The sequence below is a fragment of the Bifidobacterium thermophilum genome, assembly GCF_037482445.1.
GTDB lineage: Bacteria > Actinomycetota > Actinomycetes > Actinomycetales > Bifidobacteriaceae > Bifidobacterium > Bifidobacterium thermophilum_B.
In genome coordinates, this window is sequence record NZ_JBBHLY010000003.1 from 287169 (window position 1) to 300289 (window position 13121).

9 protein-coding genes are annotated in these 13121 nt (G+C 62.2%); 8 read left to right on the top strand and 1 reads right to left on the bottom strand.

Translation table 11 applies throughout. The features are described from left to right. Positions 1-112: 112 nt before the first annotated feature. The 8 genes from WD012_RS03860 to WD012_RS03895 all read left to right on the top strand — a co-directional run bounded on the left by WD012_RS03860 (position 113) and on the right by WD012_RS03895 (position 11795). Positions 113-1615 carry an MFS transporter gene (locus WD012_RS03860; protein ID WP_339562463.1) on the top strand — a complete coding sequence of 501 codons (1503 nt, stop codon included), beginning with the start codon at positions 113-115 and terminating at the stop codon, positions 1613-1615. 1663 nt (positions 1616-3278) lie between these two features. Beyond that, positions 3279-4982 carry an FTR1 family iron permease gene (locus WD012_RS03865; protein WP_422614356.1) on the top strand — a complete coding sequence of 568 codons (1704 nt, stop codon included), beginning with the start codon at positions 3279-3281 and terminating at the stop codon, positions 4980-4982. A 94-nt stretch (positions 4983-5076) separates the two neighbouring features. Beyond that, entirely contained in the window at positions 5077-5727 is a 651-nt protein-coding gene (locus tag WD012_RS03870; RefSeq protein ID WP_339562464.1) for an iron transporter, read from the top strand. A gap of 308 nt (positions 5728-6035) precedes the next feature. Then, the gene (locus WD012_RS03875; RefSeq protein WP_339562465.1) at positions 6036-7310 is read left to right on the top strand and encodes a Fe-S-containing protein; all 1275 of its coding nucleotides are present in this window, start codon (positions 6036-6038) and stop codon (positions 7308-7310) included. A 122-nt stretch (positions 7311-7432) separates the two neighbouring features. Continuing rightward, positions 7433-8767 carry an ABC transporter permease gene (locus WD012_RS03880; RefSeq protein WP_339562466.1) on the top strand — a complete coding sequence of 445 codons (1335 nt, stop codon included), beginning with the start codon at positions 7433-7435 and terminating at the stop codon, positions 8765-8767. 70 nt (positions 8768-8837) lie between these two features. Then, entirely contained in the window at positions 8838-10151 is a 1314-nt protein-coding gene (locus WD012_RS03885; protein ID WP_339562610.1) for an ABC transporter permease, read from the top strand. A gap of 163 nt (positions 10152-10314) precedes the next feature. Next, entirely contained in the window at positions 10315-11115 is an 801-nt protein-coding gene (locus tag WD012_RS03890; protein WP_339562611.1) for an ABC transporter ATP-binding protein, read from the top strand. 146 nt (positions 11116-11261) lie between these two features. Then, positions 11262-11795 (top strand): FMN-binding protein, encoded by a 534-nt coding sequence (locus WD012_RS03895; RefSeq protein ID WP_422614357.1) that lies wholly within the window; start codon positions 11262-11264, stop codon positions 11793-11795. Positions 11796-12437: 642 nt separating this feature from the next. Here WD012_RS03895 and WD012_RS03900 read toward each other — a convergent pair. Then, a complete protein-coding gene (locus WD012_RS03900) occupies positions 12438-13106 on the bottom strand; it encodes a TetR/AcrR family transcriptional regulator (protein ID WP_339562467.1) in 669 nt (222 codons plus the stop codon). Positions 13107-13121: the final 15 nt, after the last annotated feature.

Sequence of the window (13121 nt, forward strand, 5' to 3'; positions counted from 1 at the left end):
GCCGTTGAAGGCTGTGTTCGTCTCCCCGACCGTAACCGGTCCGTATGCGGGGTGGCTCCCCGAAAGCAGCGATAGACTACAGGAAGACGGAATCTGTCATGGAGGTGTGTTCATGGACGACACGACACTCTCGCCAATCGCGGCAGCCGGCAATGATGCGGCACACGATGGCGCGGTACACGACATAGCGCGCGGCACGGCACGCGGCACGTCGCACGATGCCGCCGGCGGCGCGGCCGGCTCGCACAACACCGCGCCCGAATCGCTGCCCGGCTCCAAGATCCGCGCATTCGCCATCGGCCAGTTCGGTTGGGCGCTCCTGTCCGGCATCATCTCCAACTGGCTCGTGTACTTCTACCAGCCGGATGCCGAAACCATCCGCCAAGGCCAGACCGTCTTCGTGCCGCAAGGCCTCGCCATTCTCGGCATCGTGACCGTGGTTGGCGGCATCACCGCCTTCGCCCGGTTCTTCGACGCATTCGTCGACCCCGCAGTCGCCAGCCTGTCCGACCGCTGCCGGTCCCCGCGCGGCCGCCGCATGCCGTTCCTGCGTTTGGCTGCGCTGCCGCTCGCCATCATCACCGTGCTCGTGTTCTGGAGCCCGATCAATGGCACCAGCTGGCTGAACGCGGCCTTCCTGTTCGTCGCCGTCATCGCCTACTACGTGGCGCTCACCTTCTACTGCACGCCGTACAACGCGCTGATCGCCGAACTCGGCCACAACTCCAAGCAACAGCTCGCCATCTCCACCGCCATCTCGTTCACATGGGTCGCCGGCACGGCGCTGGCATATGTGGCGCCCGTCATCTGGGGAGCGTTCGTGCCGTCCATGGGCCGCGTGCCCGCCATCCGGCTTACCTTCACATTGATGGCGGTCGTCGCGTTCATCTGCATGCTCGTCCCGCCGCTCGCCATCGACGAGAGACGCTACGTGCGCTCGCAGCCGACCAGCGAATCGACGCTGGAATCGTTGAAGCAGACCTTCGGAGACGTGCAATTCCGCCGTTTCGTAGGGTCTGACGTGATCTACTGGGTGGCGATCACCACTTTCCAGACCGGACTGCCGTTCTTCGTGACCAGCCTGTTGAAACTGCCTGAATCCGTGACGACCGTGTACTTCGTGCTCATGACCGCGGTATCCGTGCTGTTCTACGTGCCGGTGAACATGCTCGCGAACCGGGTGGGCAAGAAGCGGCTGCTGCTCATCGCGTTCGTGATCTTCACGGTTGCGTTCGCCTTCGCGGGGCTGCTCGGATCCGGCGTAATCAGTGCGATTCCGCCGATGGTGCAGGGCGTGCTGCTGTCGGTGGTCGGCGCGGTGCCGATGGCCGCGTTCGGCATCCTGCCGCAGGCGATCGTCGCGAACATCGCGGATGCCAGCGCGAAGACCACCGGCCAGGACCGTCAGGGCATGTTCTATGCTGCCCGTACCTTCGCCATGAAGATGGGGCAGAGCGTGGCGATGCTGCTGTTCACCGGCGTGAGCACCATCGGCGCGGCGGCCGGAACCGGATACCGTGTCGCGGCGATCTGCGCGGCGGTGTTGTGCGCGATCGGTGGTTTCATCTTCGCGTTCTACGACGAGCACAAGGTACTGGCTGTGTTGGAATCGTGAGTACGGCGCGGCGCGCTGGAGGCGTGACGGTGTGCAGGCGTGGCGCTGTGACGCTTCGCCGGTATGCCGCTGCGCAGGTGTGCCGTCAAGCTGAATATCCGCCCGCCGTGCGACTGTGGTGTTGCACGGCGGGCTGGTCGGTCCAGTTCTCGGGCTGGTTGGTGGGATATCTGGCTGGTGTGTGATTGGTCGGTCGCATGGCGGGCGGGTTCGGCTGGCTTCCGGTCGGATTGTGGGGTTATTTGGCTGCGGTGTGACTGGTCGGTTGCATGGCGGGCAGATAGGTCGGCCGGTGGGGTGGTTGCCGGGGTAATCGACCTGTGGTGTGATTGGCTGGTTGCACAGCGGGCGGATAGGTTGGCTGGCGGTGCGGTTGCTGGAGTTATCAGCCTGTGGTGCGACTGTGGTGTTGCACGGCGGGCTGGTAGGTCCGGTTCTCGGGCTGGTTGGCGGGATATCTGGCTGGTGTGCGATGTGCCAGTCGCATGGCGGGCTGATGTTGCCGTCGTTGGGGGTGTCTGTCGGTGGTATCTGCCTGTGGTGCGACTGCCGTGTTGCATGGTGGGCGGGTAAGTATGGCTTTAGGGTTTGGATATATCGGTATCTGTCTGTCGTGTGATTGGGTTGTCGCACCGCGGATGATTGCATCAACAGGATTGGCCGGATGATTGACCCAGACCGTCACTGTGTGAGGATTGGCTCGCACGGTGGCGGCTTGGTGGTTGGGAATCGGCTGGTTTGGAGGTGCTGGGGGCGTCACTTTGTGAGGATCCGCTCACACGGTGACTGCTTGACTGGCTGGAATCAGTCGTCCGGCTGGTCGAGTGGGTCGCTGTGTGAGGATTGGTTCGCACGGTGGCGGTTTGGTGGTGGGAATCAGCTGGTTTGCTGGTCTGGGAGTGTCATTGTGTGAGGATCCGCTCACACAGTGACGGTTTGGTGGTCGGAATCAGATGGTTTGTTGGCCCGGGGGTGTCACTGTGTGAGGATTGGCTCGCACGGTGCCGGTTTGGCTGGCTGGAATCAGTCGTCCGGCTGGTCGAGTGGGTCGTTGTGTGAGGATTCGCTCGCACGGTGACGGTTTGGTGGTGGGAATCAGCTGATTGGCTGGTCTGGGGGCGTCATCGTGTGAGAATCCGCTCGCACGGTGGCGGGTTGTGCAGGGGCGGGGATGATTTTTGATATTTGTGTCCGCATGTTGGACTTCATCGCGACATGCGACCGTCGTCAAAGCCCGCGACACGCCGATGATCGAGCCCATATCGGGGCCCAAATCGCCGTCTCCATACCTCAAAAGATTCAAAAAAACAAGACTGTTGCCTGAGGATTTTTTCTTTTACACTCAGGATTGTTCGCGGCCACAAGCCGCGGAATCCATTTCGACAAAACCCTTGAAAACACTGGCATAAGTGTGCCTGGGGCAAGTGTATCTTCTGGCGGGTCGCCGTCCGCGGCGCCCGGCCATACCTGACAGCAACCGAGGTGCGGACGAATGCGGATGAACGGAACTGCACAAGACGGCAGGATTACCGGCGTTACCGGCTCCACCGGCGTTACCGGCGTCACTGGCACTACCGGTTCCGCTGAGTCCACCGGTTTCACCGGTTCCACTGACTCCACCAGCTCCACCGGCGTCACCGCCATCACTAGAGTCACCGCCGCAATGCGCTCCATCGCGGCGGCATGCGTCATGGCCTTCGTCGTCGTTCTCGCTGTGTTCTCCCCGTCAATTACGCCATCCCGCGCCGATGCCGCCGAAGTCACCTACACCACGTGGCAGCAGGTGGCCGACGCCATGGCCGATCAGCTGAACCAGGGCGAGCAGGCATATGCGGCCGGCAATACGGCAGGCGCTTCGTCGGACTTCATGGCCGCCTACAACACCATCTATGTCGGCTCGAACTTCACCACGGTCGTCCATGACACGCTCGGCGCGGACAAGCAATCCAGCCACCAGCAGCAATTCCAGTCAATCATCGACCTGTCATACACTGCCGGCAACGGCACGCAGATCTCGCAGCAGGTCGCCGCGCTCGAAACCGATCTGAACGCAGCAGCCGCCACACTGGACGCGACATCCGGCCTTGACAAGCCCAATGTCTACGCCCAAAAACTCGCCGCGCAAATCAAAGCGGACCGCAAGAAGCTCGATGCCGCCAAGAAAAAGAACAACGGCAAGGGCACGCGCACGTGGGGCGAGGTCGCCAAGGAAATGGGCGAGGTGCTTGACAAAGCCGTCGCTGCATACAAGACGGGCGACGGGGCCAAGGGCGCAAGCTACGTGAATGACGCCTACTACCAGTATTACGAGAAGCTCGGTTTCGAGAAGAACGTGATGAACGCGATCAGCGGCAGCCGCGTTTCCCAGGTCGAATACCAGTTCAAGGAAAGCCGTCAGGCGATGAACAACGGCGAGTCGTTCAAGCAGGCTCAGCAGTATGTCACCGATCTCAAGGCCATGCTCGTCGAAGATGCCGCCACGCTCGATGGCGGTGCAGCCGGCAACATCAACCCGTTCACCAAATTCGTGACCAGCGCGTTCGGCCAGGCCTTCATCATCCTGCTGCGCGAAGGCTTGGAAGCGATTCTCGTGGTGGCCGCGATCATCGCCTATCTCATCAAATCCGGCAACAAGCCGATGACCCGCTACATTTACATCGGTCTGGTCGCGGGCCTTGCGGCGAGCGGCGTGCTGGCTGCCGTATTCACCGCGCTGTTCGGCGGCTCCGGCCCCCAGCAGGAGATCACCGAAGGCGTGGTCGCGCTCGTGGCCATGCTCATGCTGCTGTACACGAGCAACTGGATGCTGTCGCATTCCTCAACGCAAGCATGGAACGCCTACATCAAAGACAAGACGGTTGCGGCAGTATCCAAGGGCAGCCTGATATCGCTGGCGATGCTGAGTTTCCTTGCGGTGTTCCGTGAGGGCGCCGAAACGGTGATTTTCTACCAGGCGATCTTCTCGATGGTCTCCGGCGACACGTCCGGCATCTGGTGGGGAGCCGCCTGCGCCGCCGTGGTACTGGTGATTGTGTTCCTGCTGATTCGCTTCACTTCGGTGAACATGCCGATCAGGCCGTTCTTCCTCGTCACGAGCGTGCTTATGGCCATCCTTGTGGTGATTTTCGCCGGCGGTGGCGTGCACGCGCTCATCGAGGGCGATGCGATTGACGGCACCTATCTGCAAGGCGTGCCGACCAGCGATTGGCTTGGCCTGTACCCGTATGCCGAAACCATTGGCGCGCAAGCGATTGCGGCGGTCGTGGTCGTCGTGCTGATGGTCGTGGCGCTCATCAAAGACGCGAACACGCGGCGTCGACTGGCCGAAAAGACCGACACGCCCGAACAGACTGTCGATAAATCGTGACGGTTGCGCGCGAAACGGCCTGCCCCAACTACCGCGGCCCGTTCGCCCGTCCATGAAACTTCCCCATCCACAACAACAAATCAGGAGAAATCACATGAAGAAGAACAAAGCAATCGCGCTCGCCGCGATCATGCTGTCCGGAGTCCTCGCGCTCGCCGGGTGCGGTAGCTCATCCGCATCCAGTTCGTCTGGCTCGTCCAGCGCGAAATCCTCCTCCAGCTCGTCCGCGTCCAGCTCGAGCTCCAGCTCCTCGGACAGCGCAGGCTTCGAAGAAGTCCCGGTCGGCCCGGACCAAGACCAGGAAGTCGGCCCGCTTATGGTCGGCGCGGTCTACTTCCAGCCGGTTGATATGGAGCCTTCCGGCATGGGCCTCAAGGCCGCCGACGCGAGCTTCCACCTCGAGGCGGATATCCACGCGAACAAGAAGGGCACGACGCTCGGCTACGGCAAGGGCGATTTCATTCCCGACCTGACCGTCAACTACAGCATCATCGACAAGTCGACCAACAAGTCCGTGCAATCCGGCACGTTCATGCAGATGAACGCGTCCGACGGCCCGCATTACGGCGCCAATATCAAGCTTGACCAGGCGGGATCGTACAAGCTCAAGCTGTCGATCGAATCGCCGGCGAAGAAGGGCTGGATGCTGCACGTCGACAAGGAAACCGGCGTCACCGGCAAATTCTGGACCGAACCGATCGAAGTCACGTTTGACAACTGGGATTACACGCCACGCCAGTGGTGAGGCGGTCTGCGCCGGCAGCCTGCCGCGGTTCATTGCCAACGCGACAGGCTGCATGTGCGACAGAAGCCAAACATGACTGGCACCATGCGTGACGCGATACCCCCTTCCCGCCGTCTCATCTAGCGGAATCAATGATGAGACGGCGAGGAAGGTTTTCGTGCGTTGCCGCGGCCGTGCGATGCGAGACGGCAACTGCGCGGCAAACACTGCACACTGCAACACTGCGCACTGCAACACTGCGCACTGCAAATCATCGAAAGCACAGCGGCAAGGCAACGCCGAAACACGCCAAGACAGGAGAGGGATAGATGCTCAAACAATTCGTAACCGTGATGCCCGGCACCTTGCCGGTCGCGTTACTGGTGATGAGCCTGGGCGTGATGCTCGACGTCGGAGAGGGGCGCGACAAGCCCCTGAGCGCCACATGGCGACGCTGGGGTCTGCTGATTGGGTTGCTCGCTGCCATCGTTTTCGGTGCTTTGCGTGCAACATCGGTGATCAATCAGCGGTCGGCGGTGAATTTCCCCGTGCTTGTGGTCGCCATCATCGCCGATATCGCCACGATTATCGCCGTGGCGAACTCCCGACGGCTGGTCGCAAGCGCGCGCTGGCGGCAGCATGCTGGTCTGCTCAACGCGGCGAACGCCGTGGCCGCGTTGTGCATCGCGCTCGCCACGTTCTACGCGGTTCCTGACGTGATTTTGCAGCTCACCGTGTTCGTTGAACCCGGCGAATCGCCTTTCACATCGGAGATGCTGCTGCGGGCGCTTGGATTCCTGCTCGGCGTCGGCATGTCGGTTATCGTGGCGGCGATTTGCCGTTCTATGCGATTGACGGCGTACCGGCAGGCATTCACCTTTGCCGCGCTCGCGGTGGTCGTGCTCGTGACCGTCCAGCACCTGACTGCGATTCTGCAAATCGCGCAAGGCGGCATGGTGATGCTGCATGGTGTCGCGTTCCGGGTTCTGGTGTGGCTGATCAATCACGGATTGTGGATTGTCCAGGCGCAGGCATGGGTGTTTGCCGTTCCGGCCATCGCCTCGATTGTGGCGGGTATGCGTATGCCGTTGCAGGGCATGGATGCTGCGGAAAGCCGTAAACACCGGGCGTTTCGGCGTAAAGCGGTCGGCGCCGCGGTATGGAGTCTGATTGCCATGATCGGTGTGAGTCTTACGTTGACCGCCGGTGTCGCCGCCACCCGGCAGACCGTCACGCTGTCCCCGCCGGAAAGCTACTCGCTCAAAGACGGCGTGGCGACAATCACCTTCGCGCAGGTATCCGACGGACATCTGCACCGCTTCCAATACAAGGCAAAGGACGGCACGGTGATGCGGTTCATCATCATCAAGAAAAATGGCGGCGCCTACGGCATCGGCCTTGACGCATGCGAGAACTGCGGCGATGCCGGGTACTACGAGAAAGACGGCAAAATCATCTGCAAGAAATGCGATGTCGCCATCAACCTCGCCACCATCGGTTTCAAGGGCGGCTGCAATCCGGTGCCCCTGCCGTACAAGGCGGGCGGCGGGAAAATCACCATCCAGACCGCTGACCTCGACGCGCTCAGCGCCCACTTCCAGTAAGCGTCGAGGCATGTTCCGCTTCAAGCGTTTCGTGTCAGGCGTTGTTGCAATGCAACCCGTATCAAGCGTTCCGTATCAGACATTCCGTATCAAGCGTTCCGCATCAAGCACAGGGAGGTTCCATGTTCTTTGCGAGAATGGTAGCCCGCTCCTTCAGCCGGCAGCTGCGCAAACGGCTGCTCATCGCGCTGACCGTAGGCTTGTCCGCCGCGGTATCGGTGGCCATGCTCGGCGTGGTGTTTGACGTTGGCGACAAGCTCACCGCCGAACTGACCACATACGGGTCGAATATCATCGTGCAGCCCAAGGCGAACGCCGTCGTCTCCGACCTGTACACCACGGGGAGCGGCACGGGTTCGACCGGTACGGCGGGCAGCGGGAGCGGTAACGGCGGCGCGGCCACCAGCCAAGACCCGACCGCGTTTCTCAAGGAATCCGACGCGAAAAACATCAAAACGATCTTCTGGGCGTACAACATCACGAATTTTGCGCCCGAACTGACCATTCACGCCAGCGTGAACGGCACCGACGTACCACTCGTCGGCACATGGTTCAACAAAACCCTGCACCTCGCCTCGGGCGAGACCACGGTCGTCGGCGTTGAAGGCGGCATGCGCTCATGGTGGAAAACGAGCGGCAGATGGCCCAAAGACGGTGCGGCAGAAGGCATGATCGGCTCCAAAGCGGCCGCCGCGCTCGGCGTACATACCGGTGACCGCCTCACCCTGAGCAAATCCGGGCGTACGCAGACCATCACCATCGTCGGGCAATACACCTCCGGCGACGGTGACGACGAAGCCATCTACATGCCGACCGCCGTGACCCAGACACTCGCCGGGCTGACCGACAGCGTGAACAAGATCGAAGTGAAGGCGCTCACCACGCCCGACAATGATCTTGCCCGCAAAGCCGCGAAAAATCCGGCGGCGCTCAGCCAGGACGAGTGGGAGACGTGGTATTGCACTGCGTATCCGAGCTCGATCGCCTACCAGATCGAGGAAGTGCTGCCCGGCGCGGTCGCCAAGCAGGTGCGGCAGGTTGCCGCGCTGCAAGGCAACGTGCTCAACAAGACCCAGGCGGTGATGATGCTTATGACCGCGCTCACCCTGGTCTCCGCGGCAGTGGCGGTTGCGAACCTGATGGCCGCCTCGATAACCGAACGTTCCGGCGAACTGGCGCTGCTGAAAGCCATCGGCGCGACTGACGGCCGGGTGTCCCGGCTTATGCTCGCGGAAACCGCGTCCGTCTCGCTGGCGGGCGCGCTGGTCGGGGGTGTTGTCGGTTCTGGGCTCGCACAAGTCATCGGGCACGTGGTGTTCGGTTCTGGCATCACCATGCGCCCGATGGTCTACTTGCTGGTGTTCGTGCTTCTGGCGGTCGTCGTGTGCGTTGCCGCGTTGTCATCCATCCGCTCCATTTTGAGCGTCCATCCGGCGGAGGTGCTGCATGGCCGGTAAATCAAGCGATTTGAGTGAATCCGAATCAATACGTCAACAGGAATCAACAATGTCAACCGAATCACACGCCATGACCAATACGAGGATGTTTCTCGTGATGCTGTGGGGCGCGATATTCCGCCGCCGCGGCAGGGCAATCATGGCGGTCGTGGCATCTTTGGTGGGGGCGGCGACGCTGTTCTGCCTTGCGGCAACGTGCATCGCCGTGCCGCAGCAGATGAACGAGGAAATGCGCTCATACGGCGCGAACCTGATTGTCACGCCGATTGAGAGCGGCAGCGGGAAAAGCGGAATCGACGCTGCGATGGTCAAGCATACGACTGACATGGTGCAGGCCAAGGGGGCGGCGACCTATGCGACCTACCGGTATGAAAACGTTCGCGTGAATGCGGCGCCATACGTGCTGGCCGGCGTGCACCCGGCGCAGGTGAAGGCCCTCAACCACCACTGGAGTGTGGAAGGGGCGTGGCCGAGCGCCGGCAACGTGATGGTCGGGCGTGATGTCGCCGACGCGATGGGGCTTGCTGTCGGCTCGCGGATCACGATTAGGTATCGGGCGGCGGATAATGCTGCGGGTACTGGTGCTGCTGCGTCTGGTGCTTCTACGGTGGGGTCTTCTGCGTCTGATTCTTCCGTTGCCGACTCTTCTGCGACGGGCTCTTCCGCGGCCGGTTCTTCCGCGGCGGATGCGGCATCGTCTGCGGATGCATCCACGGCTTCGGGCGGTTCCGGGGACATCCTCGACACCAGCGGCACCGAATTCCGCGTGGCCGGCATCGTCGACACGGGCGGTTCAGAAGACGAGATTATCTACGCGATCGCCTCGGATGTCGACAAGCTCGCCGGTGGTTCGCGCGGGGTTGACGTCATCGAATATTCGTCGGGCGCGGAGGATGTTTCGCAAGTCGTGAAAAGCATCAACGACATGACCTCCATGCACGTGCAGGCGCAGCAGGTCACCAAAATCACCTCGTCCGACACGCGTATCATCACCATGCTGCGCACCCTGTTCTGGATGGTGTCGGTCGTAGTGCTCGCCCTGACGCTGGTCGGCGTTTCCACGACCATCTCGTCCATCGTCGCCCAGCGGCGCAACGAAATCGGCCTGCGTAAGGCTCTTGGAGCGTCCTCGGGCAGCATCGGCGCTGAATTCTATGCGGAATCCGGGCTGTACGGGTTGGTCGGCGGGCTGCTGGGCACGGCGCTCGGGTATCTGCTCGCGCGGTTGTTGACTTCCGCTGTGTTCGGGCGGACGCTCGGCTTCGACTGGCCGCTGGCCGTCGGATCGGTGCTGTTGAGCGTGATCGTGGCGGTGCTGGCGTCCGTGCCGCCGGTGCGTCGAGCCTCACGAATCGACCCGGCCGTCGTGCTGAGGGAGGAGTGACATGGGTGCTGCGAATGGCGGCGGTGGCGCGAAATCAAAAGCAATCAGCGATAATCAGGGAGAAATCATGAACAACGATGCAACAGGGGTAACGCAAGCGGCGGAAGCAGCGGAATCGGCGATATCGTCGGGGCAGAACGGCCGCAACGGCGGCAACGGGCAGATGCTGCTGGAACTCGACCACATCTCGAAGATATACGGGGATTTGCATGCTGTCGACAATCTGAGTCTGACCGTGCCGCAAGGCGAGTGGCTGGCGATTGTCGGATCGTCGGGCTCGGGCAAGACCACGCTGATGAACATCATCGGCTGCATGGATACCCCCACCAAGGGGTCGGTCAAGCTTGAAGGGCGGCGGCTCGAGGACCTCAACGCGGGGCAGCTCGCCGACGTGCGCAAGAACGTGATCGGGCTCGTCTTCCAGAAGTTCTATCTCGTGCCGCACCTGACCGCAGTGGAGAACGTGATGGTCGCGCAATACTACCATTCCGTGGTCGATGAGCGGCAGGCGCTCGAAGCGCTCGACAAGGTCGGGCTCAAGGATCGCGCACACCATCTGCCCGGTCAGCTCTCAGGCGGTGAGCAGCAGCGCGTGTGCATCGCCCGGGCGCTGATCAACTGCCCGAAGCTGATCCTCGCGGATGAGCCGACCGGCAACTTGGACGAGAAAAACGAGCATATCGTGCTTGACCTGTTCCGCGCGTTGCATGAGCAGGGAACCACGATCATCGTGGTCACGCACGATGCGCTCGTCGCTTCCTGTGCACAACGTGAAATCATGCTGAATCACGGTGTACTGGTCGGAGAGAAATGGAACAGCGATGAGGCTCGCGCTCAGTACGAGGCGATGGGCGGGCGTCCTGCCTCTACTGGGGCTCAGGTGGAAGGCGCGCAGCACGGCGATCTGCCGGTCGAATTCGAGGACCCCACCAAAGCGGCCAAAACCGGGGGTGATGCGCGGTGACGGAAGGAACTGCGGAAGAATCTGTGATGGCGGAAGAAGCTCAGAAGCCGGACCGGGCTGCTGATCACGGGACTGGTGTCATCGAACGCGATACCGCTCGTGGCAGTGAGGCAAGCGTTGCGCGGGGCGGTCGCCGCGCGATGGCGATGGCCGCGGTCGGGCTGGTTGCGGCGACGTCCCTGTTCGGTGGTTGCGGCAGCTCGGAAGCGATCCCGATGAATGACGAATATGCGGGCAACTCCGGGGAATCGAGTGCGGTGCCGGATTCCTCGGGGACTTCAGGTTCCGACGGGGCTTCGGGTGCGTCGGGTTCGTCAGGATGGTCGTCGCTGTCGGGCTCGGCATCCCCGTCGGCGTCCGCTTCGGAGGACAGCAAGGATTCCGGCGATTACCGTGACGGCACATACAGCGTCAACAGCAAGTACGGTCCGGTCAACGAGGACTCGATTGACGTGAAGGTCACCGTCAAAGACCAGAAAATCGCGGATGTCGAGGTTACCGGACACCCGTTCACGCCGATTTCCAAGAAGCATCAGGATGCCTTCGCCAAGGCGATTCCCGGCGTGGTGGTCGGCAAGAAGCTCAAGGGGCTGGATGTGGATACCGTCGCCGGGGCCAGCTGGACGACTGAGGCTTTCAACAAGGCGCTCGCAACCGCCCGCGAGCAGGCTTCCGAGTGACACGGCGGGTTCGGGTTGCGCTTGCTGACCGTCATTGTGCGAGTGGTGTGACTGCCATGTCGCACCATGCCCGGGTTGGTGGCGTCTACCGGCAGGTTATGTCGGGTATCTGCTCGTGGTGTGGCTGCTGGGGTACATGGCAGGCTGTTGGGCCAGGTTCCTGTGGTGGTTGGTGGGGTACCTGCCTGTGATGTGACCGCCATGTCGCACGGCGTGCGGATTGCTCTGGTGTCGGTTGGTGTCGTGATGGGTATCTGCCCACGGTGTGACTGCCGGGTCGCACGGCGGCCGGTTTCGGGCCTGCTCGCCGGATTGGCGGCTGGTATCCGGATGTGGTGTGATTGGTGAGTCTCTTGCCGTCGGGGTTGGTGTATTCCGTGGTTGATGGCGCCGGGTATCCGTCCGCGGTGTGACTGCCGGGTCGCACGGCAGGCGGATACGTGTGATTTCCGTGCCGGTCGTGGCGCTATCCCGCCACAGTGCGACTGCTCCGTCGCATGGCGGCGCGGTGGCCGCGCTGAAACAGGCTCCACGGTTGCTATCCGCCCATGATGCGACAGCCGGGCCGCACAGTGTGCCGGTACCGCCGTCAGCAGCCGTCGCTGCCGGGCATCGCCATCCGCCGGCAACCGGCCCGACCGCCTACGCCGCGATCATCGGCCACAACAGGTCGGTCATCTTCGTGGCCCACGACGCGCTGGTCTCGTCGGTGAGCGCCTGGTTCGCCATCATCGAGCCGATGATGGTCGCGAAAATAAAGCTCAGATCCAGACCATGCCGGAACACCCCGGCCTGCTGCCCGCGGGTGAAGAACTCGATGAAATGCTGCTTGACCGGCTGGATCACCTGTTCCACGATCTGCTCGAAATACCCGTTGCTGGCCGACAGCACCACGCCGACGGCTTTGAGGCCGATTTCCTCGTCGAACCGGGTGGTCGCGGCTTCGAGCATATGCTGCAGGTTGCAGCGACTGGGCTCCAGGTTGATGGGGTTGATGATATTCGCCGGCCATTGCATGGTGCTGAGCCGTCGCAGCATATCATCGGTGTTGCGATACCGGCGGTAGATCGTGGTCTTCGCGACCCCGCTGCGCCGGGCGACTTCCTCGATGGTCACCGCGCCGATGCCTTGCGTGGCGACAATCTGCAAGGTGGCCTGCAAAATCTTGCGGTCGGTCTCCTCGCGTCGCCGTTCGCGGCGTTGTATCAGCGTCCGGGCCTGCGGCGAATCCTTGGCTGTTGCCGCGGCCGTGACTTGCTCCAGCATGGAGCGGGTGTCGGTGTGTCCGGCCTCTTGCTCACCGTTGCTCATGGTGTATCGCCTCGT

Bases quoted from the DNA above. Each gene is read 5' to 3' on its own strand.
- WD012_RS03860 (WP_339562463.1), top strand. From the start codon at position 113: ATGGACGACACGACACTCTCGCCAATCGCGGCAGCCGGCAATGATGCG.
- WD012_RS03865 (WP_422614356.1), top strand. From the start codon at position 3,279: ATGCGCTCCATCGCGGCGGCATGCGTCATGGCCTTCGTCGTCGTTCTC.
- WD012_RS03870 (WP_339562464.1), top strand. From the start codon at position 5,077: ATGAAGAAGAACAAAGCAATCGCGCTCGCCGCGATCATGCTGTCCGGA.
- WD012_RS03875 (WP_339562465.1), top strand. From the start codon at position 6,036: ATGCTCAAACAATTCGTAACCGTGATGCCCGGCACCTTGCCGGTCGCG.
- WD012_RS03880 (WP_339562466.1), top strand. From the start codon at position 7,433: ATGTTCTTTGCGAGAATGGTAGCCCGCTCCTTCAGCCGGCAGCTGCGC.
- WD012_RS03885 (WP_339562610.1), top strand. From the start codon at position 8,838: ATGACCAATACGAGGATGTTTCTCGTGATGCTGTGGGGCGCGATATTC.
- WD012_RS03890 (WP_339562611.1), top strand. From the start codon at position 10,315: ATGCTGCTGGAACTCGACCACATCTCGAAGATATACGGGGATTTGCAT.
- WD012_RS03895 (WP_422614357.1), top strand. From the start codon at position 11,262: ATGGCCGCGGTCGGGCTGGTTGCGGCGACGTCCCTGTTCGGTGGTTGC.
- WD012_RS03900 (WP_339562467.1), bottom strand. From the start codon at position 13,106: ATGAGCAACGGTGAGCAAGAGGCCGGACACACCGACACCCGCTCCATG.